The sequence below is a fragment of the Paucisalibacillus globulus genome (genome assembly GCF_900184735.1).
GTDB lineage: Bacteria > Bacillota > Bacilli > Bacillales > Amphibacillaceae > Ornithinibacillus > Ornithinibacillus globulus_B.
This window is the reverse complement of sequence record NZ_LT855386.1, coordinates 160,863-180,532: the sequence shown is the minus strand read 5'-3', so window position 1 is coordinate 180,532 and position 19,670 is coordinate 160,863. Positions and strand designations below refer to the sequence as shown.

General features: G+C 36.7%; 20 protein-coding genes. 18 read left to right on the top strand and 2 right to left on the bottom strand.

Annotated elements, in window-relative coordinates; genetic code table 11:
* Positions 1-317 precede the first annotated feature (317 nt).
* Positions 318-1,586, bottom strand: a complete 1,269-nt coding sequence (locus BN999_RS03045) for an NCS2 family permease (RefSeq protein WP_096269925.1) — start codon at positions 1,584-1,586, stop codon at positions 318-320.
* A gap of 157 nt (positions 1,587-1,743) precedes the next feature.
* Between BN999_RS03045 and sdaAB the strand changes: the two genes are divergently transcribed.
* The 9 genes from sdaAB (at position 1,744) to rnc (ending at position 9,739) form a co-directional block, all read left to right on the top strand.
* Complete coding sequence (gene sdaAB / locus BN999_RS03040) at positions 1,744-2,406, top strand: L-serine ammonia-lyase, iron-sulfur-dependent subunit beta (RefSeq protein WP_096269924.1); 663 nt, start codon at positions 1,744-1,746, stop codon at positions 2,404-2,406.
* 14 nt (positions 2,407-2,420) lie between these two features.
* Complete coding sequence (gene sdaAA, locus BN999_RS03035; protein ID WP_096269923.1) at positions 2,421-3,296, top strand: L-serine ammonia-lyase, iron-sulfur-dependent, subunit alpha; 876 nt, start codon at positions 2,421-2,423, stop codon at positions 3,294-3,296.
* Positions 3,297-3,312: 16 nt separating this feature from the next.
* Entirely contained in the window at positions 3,313-5,346 is a 2,034-nt protein-coding gene (recG, locus tag BN999_RS03030; protein WP_096269922.1) for an ATP-dependent DNA helicase RecG, read from the top strand.
* Positions 5,347-5,449: 103 nt separating this feature from the next.
* Complete coding sequence (fapR, locus tag BN999_RS03025; RefSeq protein ID WP_096269921.1) at positions 5,450-6,022, top strand: transcription factor FapR; 573 nt, start codon at positions 5,450-5,452, stop codon at positions 6,020-6,022.
* A 3-nt stretch (positions 6,023-6,025) separates the two neighbouring features.
* Positions 6,026-7,030, top strand: a complete 1,005-nt coding sequence (gene plsX, locus BN999_RS03020; RefSeq protein WP_096269920.1) for a phosphate acyltransferase PlsX — start codon at positions 6,026-6,028, stop codon at positions 7,028-7,030.
* Positions 7,030-7,968, top strand: coding sequence for an ACP S-malonyltransferase (gene fabD / locus BN999_RS03015; RefSeq protein ID WP_096269919.1), 939 nt, complete (start codon positions 7,030-7,032; stop codon positions 7,966-7,968). Before plsX ends, fabD begins: the two co-directional genes overlap by 1 nt.
* Positions 7,968-8,708, top strand: coding sequence for a 3-oxoacyl-[acyl-carrier-protein] reductase (fabG, locus tag BN999_RS03010; protein WP_096269918.1), 741 nt, complete (start codon positions 7,968-7,970; stop codon positions 8,706-8,708). The genes fabD and fabG overlap by 1 nt, the downstream gene beginning before the upstream one ends.
* Positions 8,709-8,749: 41 nt before the next feature.
* On the top strand, positions 8,750-8,986 hold the full coding sequence (locus tag BN999_RS03005; RefSeq protein WP_042144891.1) for an acyl carrier protein: 237 nt from the start codon (positions 8,750-8,752) through the stop codon (positions 8,984-8,986).
* A 69-nt stretch (positions 8,987-9,055) separates the two neighbouring features.
* Positions 9,056-9,739 (top strand): ribonuclease III, encoded by a 684-nt coding sequence (gene rnc / locus BN999_RS03000; protein ID WP_096269917.1) that lies wholly within the window; start codon positions 9,056-9,058, stop codon positions 9,737-9,739.
* Between the two features lie 622 nt (positions 9,740-10,361).
* Here rnc and BN999_RS02995 read toward each other — a convergent pair.
* Positions 10,362-10,586: a DUF1128 domain-containing protein gene (locus tag BN999_RS02995; protein WP_096269916.1), complete on the bottom strand. Its 225-nt coding sequence runs from the start codon at positions 10,584-10,586 to the stop codon at positions 10,362-10,364.
* A 204-nt stretch (positions 10,587-10,790) separates the two neighbouring features.
* Between BN999_RS02995 and smc the strand changes: the two genes are divergently transcribed.
* The 9 genes from smc (at position 10,791) to trmD (ending at position 19,590) form a co-directional block, all read left to right on the top strand.
* The gene (gene smc / locus BN999_RS02990) at positions 10,791-14,357 is read left to right on the top strand and encodes a chromosome segregation protein SMC (protein ID WP_096269915.1); all 3,567 of its coding nucleotides are present in this window, start codon (positions 10,791-10,793) and stop codon (positions 14,355-14,357) included.
* A gap of 18 nt (positions 14,358-14,375) precedes the next feature.
* A complete protein-coding gene (ftsY, locus tag BN999_RS02985; protein ID WP_096269914.1) occupies positions 14,376-15,374 on the top strand; it encodes a signal recognition particle-docking protein FtsY in 999 nt (332 codons plus the stop codon).
* Positions 15,375-15,452: 78 nt separating this feature from the next.
* Complete coding sequence (locus BN999_RS02980) at positions 15,453-15,779, top strand: putative DNA-binding protein (protein WP_096269913.1); 327 nt, start codon at positions 15,453-15,455, stop codon at positions 15,777-15,779.
* 13 nt (positions 15,780-15,792) lie between these two features.
* Positions 15,793-17,142 carry a signal recognition particle protein gene (gene ffh, locus BN999_RS02975; RefSeq protein ID WP_096269912.1) on the top strand — a complete coding sequence of 450 codons (1,350 nt, stop codon included), beginning with the start codon at positions 15,793-15,795 and terminating at the stop codon, positions 17,140-17,142.
* Positions 17,143-17,251: 109 nt separating this feature from the next.
* The gene (gene rpsP / locus BN999_RS02970) at positions 17,252-17,524 is read left to right on the top strand and encodes a 30S ribosomal protein S16 (protein ID WP_026906094.1); all 273 of its coding nucleotides are present in this window, start codon (positions 17,252-17,254) and stop codon (positions 17,522-17,524) included.
* A gap of 14 nt (positions 17,525-17,538) precedes the next feature.
* Positions 17,539-17,766 carry a KH domain-containing protein gene (locus tag BN999_RS02965; protein ID WP_042144880.1) on the top strand — a complete coding sequence of 76 codons (228 nt, stop codon included), beginning with the start codon at positions 17,539-17,541 and terminating at the stop codon, positions 17,764-17,766.
* 134 nt (positions 17,767-17,900) lie between these two features.
* Positions 17,901-18,320, top strand: coding sequence for a YlqD family protein (locus BN999_RS02960; RefSeq protein ID WP_306418991.1), 420 nt, complete (start codon positions 17,901-17,903; stop codon positions 18,318-18,320).
* A 14-nt stretch (positions 18,321-18,334) separates the two neighbouring features.
* A complete protein-coding gene (gene rimM / locus BN999_RS02955) occupies positions 18,335-18,850 on the top strand; it encodes a ribosome maturation factor RimM (protein ID WP_096269910.1) in 516 nt (171 codons plus the stop codon).
* Positions 18,850-19,590 carry a tRNA (guanosine(37)-N1)-methyltransferase TrmD gene (trmD, locus tag BN999_RS02950; protein WP_096269909.1) on the top strand — a complete coding sequence of 247 codons (741 nt, stop codon included), beginning with the start codon at positions 18,850-18,852 and terminating at the stop codon, positions 19,588-19,590. Before rimM ends, trmD begins: the two co-directional genes overlap by 1 nt.
* The last annotated feature ends 80 nt before the right edge of the window (positions 19,591-19,670 follow it).

Genomic DNA, 19,670 nt, shown 5'->3' with positions numbered 1-19,670 from the left:
CTCCTTGAAAAATAAAATCACTTTTTCTGCGTGCGATGTATCGCTTTCGTAGCGTTCCTTGGGACTGCGATTACTCGCCCCACCGAAAACCATTGTCCTGCGGGATGATAGGCATCGGTGAGACCCCGCAAGAGCTTTAGCTCTGAGGAGGCTCACCAGCCGCCAGCGGAAAGCGGAGTGTATTTCTGTAGCGGGTATGTTGCTCCCAACCACAACTATTAGCCGCACAGTTTCTTATAAATAGTAACAAACTGTACGTACTAATTAGTACTACTAAAAAAAGATTCGCCTCACAGAAGGCGAATCTTTTAGTTCTATTAGACACCTGCAATTTTCAAAGCAAAATCACAAATGAATAATAAAGAGATAATGACTATAGCTACAGACAATTCTTTCTGTTTACCTAATGCAAGCTTCACAATTGGATAAGCAATAAACCCAAATGCCATACCATCAGCAATGCTATAAGTAAATGGAATCATCACGATAATTAAGAATGCAGGTATAGCTTCTGAGATATTATCTAATGGAATATGCCGGATGTTTTGTACCATTAGAAAGCCGACTATAATTAAGATAGGGCTTATTGCTACATTTGGAATCATGGTAATCCAAGGAATCACAAATATAGTCCCAAGGAACAATAGGCCTGCAATGATAGCAGCAAGTCCAGTTTTTCCTTTTGAAGCAATAACCGCTGCATTTTCTGCCGCTGAAACTGTTGGTGATGTACCAAGAAATGCACATGTCAAGGATGAGATTGCGGTTGTTTTATAGCCATTATTATAGGATTTTTCGTTTCCTAACATTGCTAATTGACCATTTAACAATCCCATGTTCTCAAAGATCAGGATCATTGCCAGTGGAAATACTGCTAGCCAAAACGACAATTGATCTATTGCTGTAAAAGCCGGTATGAAAATTAAATCACTTGAGAAATTATTTACTTGGGTACCATTTTCTATAATGCCAAAAAGATAGGCAAGTACCGTTCCAATCAGCATCGTAATTAGGAAGTTAGCCGGAACATTCTTCACAAATAAAAATATCGCAATAAAAAGGGTCATTAAGCTCACTATAATAACTGGCGAACTGAAGTCTCCTATTGCAATGATTGTATTTTCTCCACTTGCAATTAAACCGCTTTTTTCTAATCCGATTAAAATTAAGAAAAATCCTAAACCTACACTAATTGCGTGTTTTAGAGAATCGGGGATAGCTTCTTTTAGAAGTAGTCCCAGTTTAGTGAATGCGGTAATTAGGAACAGTATAGAAGCTACTAGTACAACAGCAAGACCTTCCTGAAAGCTTAGGCCATTTCCCTGTACAATGGAATATGCAAATAATGCATTAATTCCCATGCCTGGAATTAAAATTAATGGTAATTTACCGAAAATCCCCATAATAAGAGTTCCAACAAAACTTGCTAAAATAGTAGCCATCATACCAGATTCTACTGTAATACCAGCTTCACTTAAAATAGATCCATTGACTACAACGATATAGACTGTTGTGAGATATCCTATAATACCTGCAATGATTTCATTTTTGTATGATACATTCATGTCTTTAGAAAATAAAGGCATAGATTTCTCCTGTGTTTTCTTTTCCCTCTCCCACCCGATTATATACATAATCAATATAAATCTAAAAATCTATAATCCACAAATGATTATTATAGTAGTTTTTGTTATAATTTACAATAGGCGTCAAAATTTAAGTATATGACAAGGCGGTGTCAAAATGAAATACAATTCCGTTTTCGATATTATTGGTCCAGTGATGGTTGGACCTTCTAGTTCCCATACTGCAGGAGCAGCACGAATTGGTCTTGCAGCACGAAATTTATTTGGAAGACAACCAAAATGGGCAAAGATTCATTTATATGGTTCTTTTGCTAAAACATATCAAGGACATGGTACAGATTTTGCATTGGCTGGAGGCCTGTTAGGATTTGCAACTGAAGATACACGTATGAGTAAAGCATTGGATATAGCTAAAGATAAAGGTCTCGAAATTGTTTTTATTGAAGACAGTGCTAAAACGGATCATCCCAATACAGTTCGGCTCATTATTGGGGATGATGATGATAAGCTTGAAATTGTCGGTATCTCCATTGGTGGAGGTAAAGTTGAAATAACGGAATTAAATGGGTTTCAATTAAGGTTATCAGGTAATCACCCGGCAATTCTTATCATGCATAACGATCGTTTCGGAGCTATTGCTTCTGTTACCAAGATATTAGCAAAGCATGAGATTAATATCGGACACATGGAAGTTAATAGAAAAGATGTTGGAAAAGAAGCTTTAATGGTAATTGAAACAGATCAAAATGTTGAAGATAATATTCTACTAGAATTAAAAGAGGCTGACCATATTATTCAAATTGCTAAAATTGTTAGCTAGAGGGGAGAATAACCATGTTTCGTACTGTTGCGGAATTAGTTGAAATTGCTGAAAAAGAGAACCTGTTAATTTCTGAGGTTATGATACGTCAAGAAATGGACATTAAAAATAAAACACGCGAAGAAGTCTTTGCAGAAATGGAACGAAATCTTCAAGTAATGGAAAAAGCAGTTGAAGATAGTTTGAAAGGCGTACACTCTGTTACTGGCTTAACGGGTGGAGATGCAGTAAAGATCCAAACTTATATGCGTGAGAAGACTCCCTTATCTGGTAACCTGATGTTGGACGCAGTTAGTAAAGCAATGGGTACGAATGAAGTAAATGCAGCTATGGGGGTCATTTGTGCAACACCAACCGCTGGTAGTGCAGGTGTAGTACCGGGAACATTGTTCGCAGTCAAAGAACAACTTCACCCAACTCGAGAACAAATGATTCGGTATTTATTCACTGCTGGTGCATTTGGCCTAGTTGTTGCAAATAATGCGTTTATATCAGGTGCTGCAGGAGGTTGTCAAGCTGAAGTTGGTTCGGCAGGAGCAATGGCCTCGGCGGCTATTGTAGAGATGGCAGGCGGAACTCCCCAGGCATCTGCGGAAGCTTTTGCCATGACACTGAAAAATATGCTCGGCCTTGTATGTGATCCTGTTGCAGGTTTAGTAGAAGTACCTTGTGTCAAACGAAATGCAGGTGGATCAGCGTTAGCAGTAGTATCTGCAGATTTAGCATTGGCAGGTGTAACAAGCCGTATACCTTGTGATGAAGTTATTGGTGCAATGTATCGTATTGGCCAACAAATGCCATCCTCATTACGTGAGACAGGTGAAGGTGGTCTTGCTGATACGCCAACTGGAAGATTGTTAAAGGAAAAGATTTTTGGTACGACAGTTTAGAAATGAGTGAAGAAATATGTTAGATAATTCGGTTGTCGATATTAAGGGAATAGGAGATAAGTTTGCGGAAGAATTAATGGCTTTGAATATAGTCACAGTCAAAGATTTATTGTTCTATTTTCCTTCGAGATATGATGTAATCGAGATACAACCTCTAAGCGAGTTAGTTCATGAGGATAAAGTTACGATAGAGGGAAGGGTATTAAATACCCCTTCTCTTTCCTTTTATGGAAGAAAAAAATCCCGATTAACGTTTAATATTGAGGTAGAGAATATTGCTGTAAAAGCAGTCATGTTTAACAGAGCTTTTGCTAAAAAACAAATTAATATGGATGATGTGGTTACCTTGACAGGAAAATGGGATGCACATCGTCTTCAAATAACCGTTAGCAATTATCAGAAAGGCTCCATAGAAAAATCTACTGATATTCAACCGATTTATTCCGTAAGAGGAGATGTCACGAGTTATCGCTTGAAAAAAGCTATACAACAGGCTATTCGTGATTATGCTAATCAGGTTGAAGAAATATTACCCCAGGATATGTTAACAGCATACAAAATTCCTAGTCGAAAAGATGCAATGCAAACGATGCATTTCCCAGAAAATCGGGTTGCATTAAAGCATGCCAGGAGAAGATTTACCTATGAAGAATTATTGCTATTCCAGTTGAAAATACAAATACTTAGAAAAAGGCGTCGTGAAGCGAGTGTTGGGAATGCTCAACAATATGATGCAGGTAAGCTCCGTGACTTTATAGAACAATTTCCTTTTGAGTTGACAAATGCACAAAAGAAGTCTTTAGAACAAATATTATCTGATATGAAATCCCCATATCGAATGAATCGTTTGTTACAAGGGGATGTTGGTTCGGGTAAGACTGCTGTTGCTGCGATGAGCTTGTATGCTGCTATTACTGCAAAAAAACAAGGTGCTTTAATGGTGCCAACAGAAATCTTAGCTGAGCAACATTTTCAATCCTTAACCAAAATGTTTGGACCACTTGCAAAGGTTGAATTACTAACAGGTTCAATTAAAGGAAAGAAAAGAAAAGAAATACTGGCAAATGTGGAAAATCATCAGGTGCATATTCTTGTTGGAACCCATGCTTTAATTCAAGATGATGTTCACTTTGACGATCTAGGTTTGGTTGTCGTGGATGAACAACATCGATTTGGTGTGGACCAAAGAAGAGCATTATCTAGTAAAGGATTGCACCCAGATGTCCTATTTATGACAGCAACACCTATCCCTAGAACATTAGCTATAACAGCATTTGGTGATATGGATGTTTCTGTTATTGATGAAATGCCTGCAGGAAGGAAAGTAATCGAAACTTATTGGACGAAAGCGAACACTTTTGATCGGGTACTGCACTTTATTGCAAAACATGTGGAAGCAGGAGAGCAAGCCTATATTATTTGTCCATTAATTGAAGAGTCGGAGAAACTTGATATTCAAGATGCAGTGGATTTATACAATCAGTTAGAAGCATATTATCCACCATCGATTCGGATTGGGTTAATGCACGGGAGACTTCATTCCACAGAAAAGGAAGAAGTAATGAAAGAATTTGCAGAGAACAATATTCACATTCTTGTTTCAACTACAGTAGTAGAAGTAGGTGTTAATGTTCCTAACGCTACTATAATGGTTATCTATGATGCAGAACGTTTCGGATTATCTCAGCTTCACCAATTACGTGGAAGGGTTGGGCGTGGTGATAAGCAAAGTTATTGTATTTTAATAGCTGATCCTAAGAGTGAGACCGGAAAAGAGAGAATGAGGATTATGACCGAAACTAATAATGGATTTAAACTGTCGGAAGAGGACTTAAAGTTGCGTGGCCCAGGAGACTTCTTTGGTACAAAGCAAAGTGGGTTACCGGAATTTAAAGTAGCAGATATGATTCATGATTATCGGGCATTAGAAACAGCAAGAGATGATGCACAAGAAATTATTGAATTTAATTTGTTAGAAGAAGACCCGAATTATAAACAGTTAAGAATTTTATTAGAAAATGAAGGAGTGTTTGATACAATTCTCGACTAATTCATACTTGCAATATTTTAATGAGTAATATATATTACTATTAGTACCAAGTCATAGTAGCAACGGATATTTATAGAAAATAAATAAAGTGGATGGTGCTTTCATGAGGATACCGAAAGTAAAGAGACAAGAGAAACTTAGGGAAACAATTGAAGAAACTCCTTTTATAACAGATGAAGAGCTAGCGAAAAAATTTAGTGTTAGTATTCAAACCATTCGTTTAGACCGTATGGAATTATCTATTCCAGAATTGCGGGAGAGGATTAAGACTGTAGCTAAGTATCAATGGAATGAAACAGTAAAGTCCTTGCCTTTAGAGGACGTAATTGGTGAGATTATTGATTTAGAACTGGACAAACGTGCCATCTCTATATTGGATATCGATAGGGAGCATGTTTTTACAAGGAATAATATTGCTAGAGGTCATCATCTTTTCGCTCAGGCAAACTCACTTGCGGTTGCGGTAATTAATGACGAATTAGCGTTAACTGCTACTTCTGTTTTGCAATTTAAGAGACAAGTACATCAAGGAGAACGGGTAATTGCTAAAGCTTTTGTTCAAGGTGTGAGTGAGAAAGGACTTACAATAGTTCAGGTTGATAGTTTTGTAGAGAGTGAAAAAGTTTTTTCTGGAGAATTTCATATGTACCGTTCAACAGAGAAAAAAGGAGAATAACAAATGAAGATTGCAATTGATGCTATGGGTGGTGACCACGCACCTAAAGAAATTGTTCTAGGTGCAATGGATGCAGTTAAGGAAATAAATAACTTAGAAATAACACTCTTTGGTGATGAAGAAAAAATAAAACAATTTTTGACGAATCAAGAACGAATTAAAATTATCCATACAGATGAAGTTATCAGTGGTAATGATGAACCAGTTAGGGCTGTTAGAAGAAAGAAAAATTCTTCTATGGTAAAGATGGCTGAAGAAGTTAAAAGTGGACGTGCAGATGCATGTATTTCAGCTGGCAATACTGGTGCACTTATGAGTGCAGGACTGTTTGTTGTAGGAAGAATACCTGGAATTGACCGTCCAGCATTAAGTCCGACCCTTCCAACATTAGATGGTCAAGGATTTTTAATGTTAGATGTTGGTGCAAACGTTGATGCAAAGCCTAATCACTTATTGCAATATGCTATTATGGGATCGGTTTATGCAGAAAAAGTACGTTCTATTAAAAATCCAAGAATTGGTTTACTGAATGTGGGAACAGAAGATGGAAAAGGAAATGAATTAACTAAAAAAGCATTTGATTTAATGAAAAAAGCTCCTATTAATTTTGTTGGAAACGTTGAAGCACGTGACCTACTAAATGGTGTAGCTGATGTAGTTGTAACTGATGGCTTTAGTGGTAATATTGCCTTGAAAACGATTGAAGGTACAGCTTCTTCACTATTTTCAATGTTAAAAGAAACTTTTATGGCTTCCTTAAAAACGAAGCTTGCAGCTGGATTGGTTAAGAGTGATCTAAAAGGTTTGAAAGACAAATTAGATTACTCTGAATATGGTGGCGCTGCGTTATTCGGCCTTGCTGCTCCAGTAATTAAAGCACATGGTTCCTCTAATAGGCGAGCAATCTATAGTGCGATTAAGCAAACTTGTAACATGGTCGACCAAAAGATGATAGAGACGATAAAAGAAACAGTCGAAACGCTGAAACAAGGTGGGGAGGAAAGCTAATGAAAAAGATCGCGTTTATGTTCCCTGGACAAGGATCTCAATCTGTTGGGATGGGAAAGGGCATTCACGATGCTTTTCCTAGTATTCAAGAATTATATACAAAGGCTAATGAGGTAATTGGTAAAGACCTAAGAGGTCTTATGTTTGATGGACCAGGAGAAACCCTAACCGAAACAGAAAATGCACAACCCGCATTATTATTATCTAGTATTGCCCTTTTTCAGTTGTTAGAGGATGCAGATGTTAAACCCTCTATGGTTATTGGACATAGTTTAGGAGAATATAGTGCGCTTGTTGCTGCGAAATCTATCTCCATAGAAGATGCATTGCCATTAGTAGCGACCCGTGGAAAATTAATGGAAGATGCATTTCCAAAAGGACAAGGTACAATGGCTGCTGTACTAGGATTATCTGAGCAAGTAATTCAAGAAGTCGTAGAAAGTATTTCAGATGAGATTGTGGATCTTGCAAACATTAATTGTCCGGGACAAATTGTGATTTCTGGATCAATTTCTGGAGTAGAAGAAGCTAGTAAACTTTTAAAGGAAAAAGGTGCAAAACGAGTTATTCCATTGAACGTTAGTGGACCTTTTCATTCACGATTGATGAAAGCTGCAAATAATGACTTTGCTACATCCTTAGAAGAAGTCATGATTAAAGATGCAGAGGTTCCGGTCTATGCTAATGTAACTGCTGGTCCAGTATCTAATAAAGATGAGATAAAGGATCTATTATTAAAACAGCTTTATTCTCCAGTTCGGTTTGAAGAATCAATCCGCAACATGATGGAAGCCGGTGTGGATGCATTTGTTGAAGTAGGAAATGGTAAAGTCTTGAGTGGGTTAGTGAAAAAGATAGATCGTAATGCAACGATATTCACAGTACAAGATCAAGAATCCATGAATAAATTTATTACATGGTATAGGAGTGAAGCCTAATGTTAACAGGTAAAACCGCAATCGTAACAGGTGGCTCTCGAGGCATTGGTCGTTCAATTGCCTTAGAACTAGCTAAAAACGGTGCAAATATTGTGGTAAACTATGCTGGTAGTGAAGCAAAAGCACAATCTGTTGTAGAAGAAATTGAGAAACTAGGCGTTAAAGCTTTTAAAGTACAAGCAGATGTTGCCGATGAACAACAGGTAAAAGAAATGGTTAAGGCTACAGTTGACACGTTTGGAAGTGTGGACATTCTAGTTAATAATGCTGGAATTACACGTGATAATTTATTGATGAGAATGAAAGAAACAGAATTTGACCAAGTTATTAATACGAATCTAAAAGGTGTATTTATGTGTACAAAATCCGTTACACGTCAAATGATGAAACAACGGTCGGGAAGAATTATTAATGTTGCTTCGATTGTCGGAGTTAGTGGGAATCCAGGACAAGCTAACTATGTTGCTGCTAAAGCGGGTGTCATTGGGTTAACCAAAACTACCGCTAAAGAATTAGCTTCACGTAATATTTTAGTTAATGCAATTGCTCCAGGATTTATTTCAACCGATATGACGGATCAATTGACAACGGAACAACGAGATAGCATGTTAAGCTTAATTCCACTTGCAAAATTAGGAGAGCCAGAAGATGTTGCAAAAGTTGTTCGCTTTTTGGCTTCAGACGATGCAAATTATATTACAGGTCAAACTATCCATATTGATGGAGGTATGGTAATGTAATATCCTATTCTCATAAAACTTTGAAAGGGGGTGAAAGTGTTATGGCAGACGTTTTTGATCGCGTAAAAGAAATTATTGTTGATAAGCTTGATGTTGAAGAATCTAAAGTTACAATGGAAGCATCTTTCAAAGATGATTTAGAAGCGGACTCTTTAGACGTTGTTGAGCTAGTTATGGAGCTTGAGGATGAATTCGATATGGAAATTGCTGATGAGGAAGCAGAAAAAATTAACACTGTTGGTGATGCTGTAAATTACATAAACAATTTACAGGGCTAATATAGGGTATTGAGAGTCTCGCTAGATGCGAGACTTTTCCATATATCAACATGAGGTGGCATATAAGAGATGAATCAAGATAAATTAGAGAAAATGCTAGAACTTAAATTTCGAAACATTGAAGTAATTAAACAAGCATTTACCCATTCATCTTATGTGAATGAGCATCGTGAGGGACGCACTTCTGATAATGAGCGTTTAGAGTTTTTAGGAGATGCTGTATTGGAATTGGGTGTATCTCAACACCTGTACCGTAAGTATCCTGATATGCCAGAAGGGGAAATGACAAAACTACGTGCAGCTATCGTTTGTGAGCCATCTTTAGATGTGTTTGCTAGAAGTTTGAATTTTGGTGAACACATACTTTTAGGTAAAGGTGAAGAGATGACTGGTGGTAGAAATCGTCCTGCATTACTTGCGGATGTATTTGAAGCTTTTCTAGGCGCATTATACCTAGACCAAGGATTTAATACAGCTTTAGATTTTCTGGAGAAACATGTATTTCCTCAAATAGAAACCGGTGCTTTTTCGCATGGGATGGATTATAAAAGTAAACTGCAAGAAGTTGTCCAACAAGACAAAAATCAGACAATTGAATATCAAATTGTCGATGAAAAAGGCCCTTCACATAATAAAGAATTTGTTGCTGAACTACTTATTAATGGCAAAGTACTAGGTTCTGGTGTAGGGAGAACAAAAAAAGAAGCGGAACAGCGAGCTGCAAAAGATGCTTTAGATAAGCTTGAATTTTAAAAGTAATAGACAGCTGTACGCTAATTGCATGATGTAAAAGGAAATAGCATACTGACTCAATTGAGTTAGTATGCTATTTTTATTGATAATACTACTAAACAACACAGATTAATATTGGGGACTAGCACGAAATTCTTGTTGCACGGTTGATAGAAACTGCGCGGTATGACTTTTAGTTGGGAGCAACATACCCGCTCCTGAAATACACTCCGCTTTCCGCGGGCGGCTGGTGAGCCTCCTCAGAGCTAAAGCTCTTCCGGGGTCTCACCGATGCCTATCCTCCCGCAGGAGTCTCCGTGTATTTCCTACGCTCGTAATGATTGGAAATTATAAGCACTTTACACCAACACAAAAATTATTTGCTATCTTAAATTAGAATACTTAAACTAGCGCAGGCAGAATACGGAGACTCCTGCGGGAAAAGCACGTGTCCGAAGACCCCGCAGAGGCGAACTTTCCTCGAGGAGGCTGAGGCCGGGCCCGCGGAAAGCGGAGTATTCTGCCGGAGCGGTATGTACCACTATCCCACTTTAATTATGGTGGATCTACCGCACAATTTCTATCAAGTGTGTTTTTTGCAACGGTCTTTTAGAAATTAGCCTCAGATTAAGTAGTAAGGTTTCTAGCTTTTTCTAACACTACGAAGTTCTTCGATAAAGGCTTGTGTTTCTGATACAGAAAGACTCCCTTTTTTGACAATCATATCATACAAGAATTTTATTTCTTCATATTTAGAAAGGTCGTAGTCCTCTGCATCCATAATGGCCCGGTTTACTACTGATAATCGTTCTGCTAAGTCATTTAACATGATTTCTAGATTTTCTTTCGTAGGGTTCTCTAAATTCATAATGCACCTCTTTTTCTGAGCAAATGGGATAAAAATCTTCTAATACCCTGTCTACTCTTCTTTTGTGTCCATGTTTATGATAAAATAAATGCATTAAAAAGCCAATCAATATATTATTTTAAATAAAAATTGGTATAGAGAAAAAGGGAAAATGGAATCGAACTGTTTCGAAATGGGAGATTTGTTTCCAGTAGGAGAATGTCTATGTTTTTAAAGCGTTTAGAAAGTGTTGGTTTTAAATCTTTTGCCGAACGAATTAATGTTGAGTTTGTTCCAGGTGTAACAGCAGTTGTTGGACCAAATGGAAGTGGAAAAAGTAATATAACGGATGCAATTCGTTGGGTACTAGGTGAACAGTCAGCAAAATCACTTCGTGGGACGAAAATGGAAGATATTATTTTCCAAGGTAGTGATAGTAGGAAAGCCCTTAATGTCGCTGAAGTCACACTAGTACTAGACAATAATGATCAAGCTCTACCATTAGACTATGACGAAGTAAGTATAACAAGAAGAGTATATCGTTCGGGTGAGAGTGAATTTTATATTAATAAACAATCCTGCCGATTAAAGGATATTGTCGATTTATTCCTAGATTCTGGCCTAGGGAAAGAAGCTTTCTCCATCATCAGTCAAGGGAAAGTTGAAGAAATATTAAGTTCAAAGGCGGAAGAACGACGTACAATATTTGAGGAAGCAGCAGGTGTCTTAAAATATAAAGGTCGAAAAAAGAAAGCCGAATATAAGTTAGCCGAAACACAAGAGAATTTAAACCGTGTCGAAGATATTATTTATGAAATTGAAACACAACTTGAGCCATTACAGGCACAAGCCGAAAAGGCTAAAGAATATCTAAAACATAAAGATCTATTAAAGAATCAAGAAATTTCATTGCTAATTACCGAAATTGAGTTGCTTCACGATGAATGGCAAGGATTGTTACGAGAGGTTGAAGCTGAAAAAGCAGATGAGATTGCGTTAAAGACTTTGATACAAAAAAAAGAAGCATACTTAGAAAGTGAGCGTCAGGAGATTGAAAGAATTGACGAAACAATAAATACTCTGCAGGAACGCTTATTAACAACAACCCAACAACTTGAACAATATGAGGGTAAAAAGCAAGTGTTCCACGAGAGGACGAAACATTTCACGGAAAATAAAGAAAAACTTGAAATACAAAAACACGAGACGGAAGAAAGAATTACTATTATAAAATCGGAGCTCGTAGAAGAAACAAATAAATTAAATGAGCTGAACGAAAAAAGACGTCATACAAAAAGTTTAGTAGAAGAACTTAAAAGAAAGCTCACAACTGATCAAGATAGTATTGCAGAACAAATAGAGGACCTGAAATCAGAATACATTGAGCTACTGAATAAACAAGCAGCTAAACGTAATGAACGCCAGTCTATCTCGGGTCAAGTACAACAAATAAATGCAAAAAAAGGAAAACAATCAGAGAAATTCCAGGATCTACTTAATCTACGTGAAGATTATACTAATAAATTACAAGATGCTGAGGAATTAAAGAAATCTGTTGAAAAAGAGTATTTTGAAAAAGAAGTAACTATCAGAGAAACAAAGAGAGCTATTGAACAAAAGCGTCAACAATATCAAGATTCACAGACTAAACTTTATCAGGGCTATCAATATATTGAAAAATTGAAGTCTAAAAAAGAAATGTTGGAAGAAATGAAAGAGGACTTTCAAGGGTTCTTTCAAGGAGTTAAGTCGGTACTAAAAGCAAGAGAAAATGGTAAGTTATCATCTATTCATGGTGCGGTGATAGAATTAGTTGATGTTCCTAAATCTTATATTACTGCTATTGAGACTGTTCTTGGTGGGCAAGCACAGCATATTGTTGTGGAAAACGATGAAGCTGCGAGACTTGCAATAGCTTGGTTGAAGCAAACTAGTAGCGGACGAGCAACATTTTTACCATTAAGGTCAATTCAACCGAGGTTCATTCCCCAAGATATTCTGAATCAGGTAGAAGGTCACCCTGGATTCATTGGAGTAGCGGGAAAGCTCGTGTCTACAGATCCTGCTTATCAAAAAGCTGTTGATCATTTAATGGGGCATGTCATCATTGCAAAAACGTTAAAGGATGCAAATGATATTGCAAGACAAGTCATGCGTAAATACCGTATTGTTACTCTAGAAGGAGACGTGGTTAATCCTGGAGGTTCCATGTCTGGTGGGGCTCAAAAGAAGATAAATCAATCCCTTTTTACGAGGGAGAAGGATTTACAAGAGTTAACTGAAAAACTAGATGACTATACTATTAAAGCACATGGTTTTGAGAAAAAAGTTCAGAAAGAGAAAAGCCTTCTAACTGAGTTAGAACTAAAATTAGAAGAACTTGAGTCTAGCTTTTCTAAAAATCAATTACAACTCCAAGATGCTAAGTCACATCATAAAGAAATCGAGTTGAAATTACTATCTTTACAAGAGAACCTATCTGTCTACGACCAAGATAAGCGACAATTTGAGCGCGATTATAACGTTCTGAACACTCGTGATCAAGAACTGGAAATGGAACTTAGGGATATTGAACAAAATTTACAAGAACTTCAGAAGCAAATAGATACGCTTTCTAAGCAAGAAACTGAATTTAAAGAAAACCAAGATCAACTTCAACAGGACTTCCATACGTATCAAGTTCAGCTTGCGGAGCAAGAAGAGCGGGTTAAAAACCAACAAGAAAAAACAAGTTCACTAAGACAAAGATTAATCGAGCAAACGAATCAGTATGAGCTGTTTGTTCAAGAATTAGAGGAGCTTATAGAATTAACTCTATCTGATGAAACAGAAGAGGAAATTAATGAAAAACTTCTTGAGAAGAGCGAAGAAAAAGAGGATATTACAACATCTATTCAAGAGCTTCGATCTGATAGATTAATTCGAACTCAAAAGATTCAGGATGAAGAACGAGAACAGAAAGAAGAGAACAAAAAACATCAAGTTCTAATGCAGAGAATTCAACAAAAAGAAGTAAAAGCTAACCGTGTTGATGTAGAGCTTGAGAACCGTTTAACTTTATTACAAACAGAATATACCATTACATTTGAACGAGCAAAACAAGAATATGAAAAAGTAGAAAACATTGAAGAAGCTAAAAGTAAAGTGGCCGAAATCAAAGCAAGTATTTCTCGTCTAGGTAATGTGAATCTGGGAGCAATTGACGAATACGATCGTATCTCTGAACGGTACACATTCTTAACTGAACAAAGGGATGATCTTGTTCAAGCAAAAGATACGCTTTTTGCTGTTATTAAAGAAATGGATGAAGAAATGCAACACTTATTTGGTACTACGTTCCATCAAATTAAAGATGAGTTTGCAGTTGTATTTAAAGAATTATTTGGTGGTGGTCATGCTGAGTTAAAGCTTACTGAACCAGGGAATTTACTAGATACAGGGGTTGATATAATCGCTCAACCGCCAGGTAAGAAGTTGCAAAACTTAGGACTTCTATCAGGTGGAGAGCGTGCATTGACCGCAATTGCCCTGTTGTTTGCCATATTACGAGTAAGGCCGGTTCCATTCTGCGTGTTGGATGAGGTTGAAGCTGCCCTTGATGAAGCGAATGTGGCAAGATTTGCAAAATATGTTAAGCACTATAGTGAGGGCACACAATTTATAGTAATTACCCATCGACAAGGTACAATGGAACAGGCAGATGTTTTATATGGTGTAACTATGCAGGAATCTGGGGTATCACGACTGGTTTCTGTCCGCTTGGAAGAGACAAAAGAGCTTATTCAATCTTAAAGGAGTGTGTCATAGTTTATGAGCTTTTTACAAAAACTCAAGAATAAATTTAAACAAGATAATGAAGAAGAAGTATCGTCTAAATATAAAGAAGGAATGGAAAAGACAAGAACATCCTTTTCTGGAAAAATTAATGATTTAATTGCGCGTTACCGTAAAGTAGATGAAGACTTCTTTGAGGAATTAGAGGAAGTACTCATCTCAGCAGATGTTGGTGTGATGACTGTTATGGACTTAATTGACGAACTGAAATTTGAGGTGCAACGACGCAAGATAAAAGAAACGAAAGAAGTGAAAGAAGTCATCTCAGAAAAACTAGTTGAGATCTACTACGGTGATGATGACGATGAAATCGAAACATTGAATGTACAAGAAGATGGATTAACCATCATCCTAGTAGTAGGTGTGAATGGTGTTGGGAAAACAACCTCGATTGGGAAGTTAGCACACCGACTGAAAGAAGAAGGGAAGTCGGTTATGTTAGCCGCGGGGGATACGTTCCGCGCTGGTGCTATCGAACAATTAGAAGTTTGGGGTGAACGTGCCGGTGTTGAAGTTATTAAACAAAATGCTGGAAGTGATCCTGCAGCAGTTATCTTTGATGCAATTAAAGCTGCCAAGTCCCGTGAAGTTGATGTATTACTCTGTGATACGGCTGGAAGATTGCAAAATAAAGTAAACCTTATGAATGAGTTATCAAAGGTGAAACGAGTAATTGAAAGAGAAGTCCCTGGTGCTCCACATGAAGTCTTACTAGTCTTAGATGCAACAACAGGTCAAAATGCCCTTAGTCAGGCAAAAACCTTCTCTGAATCTACCGACGTCTCTGGAATTGTGTTAACAAAGTTAGATGGAACTGCAAAAGGTGGTATTGTCTTAGCAATCAGACATGAATTAAATATACCTGTAAAGTTTGTTGGTTTAGGAGAAAAAGCAGAAGATCTACAGAAGTTCGATGCGAACGCATTTGTTTATGGATTATTTGCTGATATGTTAGAAGAACCAATTCAAGATTAGGAAACTAATACTTGCAAAACAATATTTCGTTCGTTAAGATAAAATGTAAAGGATTTTCACTTAACAAGGGGTGTTAACATGCTAGATAAAACGACTAGAATTAATTATTTATTAGATTTTTACCAAGCATTATTAACCCCAAAGCAACGTAATTACATGGAAATGTACTATCTTGAGGATTATTCTTTAGGGGAGATATCAGAAGAAGCCAATGTTTCAAGACAAGCTGTTTATGATAATATTAAACGAACGGAAACAATGTTAGAATCCTATGAAAAGAAACTACATTTATATGATAAGTTTGAGAAGCGAATGAAATTGATTCAAAAGATTGATGAGGAAATTTCAAAATCGGAAAATCAACAGCTTAAAACATATATAAACCAACTAAAAGAATTAGATTAGGGGGACACCTTATATGGCGTTTGAGGGACTAGCTGATCGCCTGCAAAATACGATTAAAAAAATCACTGGAAAAGGAAAAGTATCTGAACAAGATGTAAAAGAAATGACCCGAGAAATACGCTTAGCACTACTTGAGGCAGATGTTAACTTTAAAGTTGTGAAAGATTTAATCAAGCGTATAAAAGAACGAGCAGTTGGTCAAGAGGTAATGGAGAGCCTTACACCTGGCCAACAGGTAATAAAGGTAGTAAAAGAAGAATTAACAGAACTAATGGGTGGGGAGCAGAGTAAAATTGCGGTGAGTGATCGACCTCCCACCGTTATTATGATGGTTGGTTTACAAGGTGCTGGTAAAACGACAACAACTGGTAAGCTTGCTAACCTTCTTAGAAAGAAACATAATCGTTCCCCTTTACTAGTTGCTTGTGACGTTTATCGTCCTGCTGCTATTAAACAATTGGAGACACTAGGATCTCAATTAAATATGCCAGTGTTCTCAATGGGGACGGAAGCTAATCCAGTAGATATCGCAAAGAATGCAATAGTAAAGGCAAAAGAAGAACATTATGACTATGTCCTAATTGATACTGCAGGTAGGCTGCATGTTGACACTGATCTAATGGATGAATTAGCTCAGATAAAATCAACCGTTAATCCAGATGAAATATTCCTTGTAGTGGACGCAATGACAGGACAAGATGCAGTTAATGTTGCGGAAAGCTTTAATGAGCAGTTAGATATTTCTGGTGTAGTTCTAACGAAGCTTGACGGTGATACTCGTGGAGGTGCTGCTCTATCAATTAAAGCAGTAACGGGTAAATCGATAAAATTCGCTGGTATGGGTGAGAAACTCGACCAATTAGAGGCGTTTCATCCGGAACGTATGGCATCCCGAATCTTAGGAATGGGTGATGTTTTAACACTAATTGAAAAGGCTCAAGCATCTGTTGATGAAAAGCAAGCGAAAGATTTAGAAGAGAAAATGCGAAATGCAAGTTTTACTTTTGATGACTTCCTAGAGCAAATGAGCCAAGTTAAGAAAATGGGACCTTTGGAAGATTTATTGGCAATGATACCAGGTGCGAATAAAATGAAAGGGTTAAAGAACGTTCAATTTGATGAGAAGCAGCTTGTACATGTAGAAGCTATCATTCAATCTATGACTAAAAAAGAACGTCAAGATCCAAGCATTATGAATGCAAATCGCAAAAAACGTATCGCTAAAGGTTCAGGTACCTCCGTATCTCAAGTGAACCGTTTACTTAAACAGTTTGAAGAAATGAAAAAAATGATGAAACAAATGACTAACATGCAAAAAGGCAAAAAAGGAAAAGGCTTTAAAATGCCGTTCAACCCTTTTTAAGTAACTAAAACAACTTAATAATTAAGATGTAATGTAAAAACACTTTACAGACTAAAAAGTTTCTGTTAAAATCAATTCTTGTGAGAACAAAATAATGGAGGTGCAAGTAATGGCAGTAAAAATTCGTTTAAAACGTATGGGTTCTAAAAGAAATCCTTTCTATCGTATTGTTGTAGCAGATTCACGTTCTCCTCGTGACGGACGTTCTATTGAACAAATTGGAACTTATAATCCAGTAGTTGATCCAGTTGAAGTTAAAATAGATGAAGCAAAAGCACTTGATTGGATGACAAAAGGCGCTAAGCCAAGTGATACAGTACGTAACTTATTCTCAAAAGAAGGCATCATGAAGAAATTCCACGAACAAAAAACTAATAAGTAAAGTAGTGTGATATCATGAAAGCCCTAATTGAATCGATTGTAACACCATTGGTAGATTATCCTGAAGATGTCACTGTAACAGAAAGAGAAGAAGATACAAAAATTGTATACCATCTTACTGTTAATCAACAAGATGTTGGTAAGGTAATTGGAAAAAATGGACGTATAGCAAAAGCGATTCGTACAGTTGTTTATGCAGCGAAGTCAGATGCTAATAAACGAATCTATTTAGATATCATGTAAGGGAAGGGGAAACCTTTCCCTTTTTCTACATTTTAAGAAGTTGCTTTTTAAATTAGCTGTAAAACATATTTATGCTCTGAGCTACCCAGATAAACGGTAATTACCGTGGGTTATTTAACTAATGCCATCTCATTTTGAGAAAGGAACGAGAGCGAGGAATATTCATGAAAATAATAAAAAAAGTTGCTATTAAACAAGTTATTTCTGAAAAAAGTAAATCTGTTTTACAAGAAAAATTTAATAAACACATAATGCGACTTGAACAAGAGTGTCAACAACTGCTATTTGAACAACGAAAATTACAAAACAAAAAAAGTATTTCCAAACAAGAACTACATGATCGTTTCCAACAAGAAATTAAGAATCGCAAAGAAAAAATTAAGTTAGCAGCGTTTAAAATAGAACAATTGGAAATGCTAGAAATTGGAAGCGAAATTATTGAGAGTGAAGTTGAGGCTCTTGTTGAGGTAAAAGAAGGAACGCATTGGAATGAGATTATGGAACAGACAGCCATCATTATTAAAGATGGGGTTGTTGTTCGGATTGATAACTAGTAGGTGAGGAAAAAATGAAAGAAAAAATGTTTACTGTTGGAAAAATAATAAATACACATGGAATCCGTGGAGATGTTAAGGTTCTTCGTGTAAGTGATTTTGAAGAACGATTTGATATTGGGAACACTCTTTATCTTTTTACAGGAGATAAGTTAGTTAGTGAACTAATTATTGATGGTCACCGAATCCATAAGGGATTTGATTTAGTACATTTTAAGGGTTTAGATAATATTAATGATGTAGAGCATTTTAAGGGATCAAGCTTGAAAATACCAGAATCACAACTTTCAGAGCTTGGAGAGAATGAGTATTATTATCATGAGATCATCGGGTGTGAAGTATTTACTGGTGAAGGGGAGTCTTTAGGGTTCGTAAAAGAAATATTATCACCTGGAGCTAATGATGTTTGGGTAGTAAAACCTTCTAAAGGTAAAGATATATTAATTCCTTATATTGAAGATGTTGTAATCGACATTAATGTGGAAGGTAAAAGAATTGTAATAGAACCTATGGAAGGGTTGCTTGAGTAATGCAAATAGACATCTTAACCTTATTCCCAGAAATGATTGAAAGTGTCTTTAATACTTCTATCTTAAAAAAAGCCCAAGAAAAGAATAAGTTCCATTACAATTTAATAAATTTCCGAGAATATACACAAAACAAACATAAAAAAGTGGATGATTATCCATATGGGGGAGGAGCTGGTATGGTATTAGCTCCACAACCTATATTTGATGCGGTCGAATCGATTACAAGAGATAAAGTTTCAACTCCCCGAGTTGTCCTAATGTGTCCGCAAGGGGAGCGGTACACACAGAAAAAAGCAGAGGAATTAGCTAAAGAAGATCATATAATTCTTATTTGTGGTCATTATGAGGGCTATGATGAACGTATACGAGAGCATCTTGTGACAGATGAAATTTCAATTGGTGACTATGTATTAACAGGAGGAGAACTAGGTGCGATGGTAGTGGTTGATAGTGTTGTTAGACTATTACCTGATGTACTTGGAAATGAGGAATCTGCACCACAAGATTCATTTTCTACTGGATTACTAGAACATCCTCACTATACAAGACCAGCTGATTTTAGAGGATTAAAGGTTCCTGAAGTTCTAACATCTGGTGACCACGCCAAAATTGAATCTTGGCGTAAGAACGAATCACTGAAAAGAACTTACCAACGCCGAAAAGATTTGCTAGAGAACTATCCTTTAACAGAGGAAGAAAAGAAGTTCTTACAAGAAATAGAAAGTAAAGAAGTAAAATAACAAAGGTCATAGGTTAAAGTTATCAGACTCTAATCGCGGATTGTGTGTAAGTTACAATTTGAGTGAAAAACCTACATATG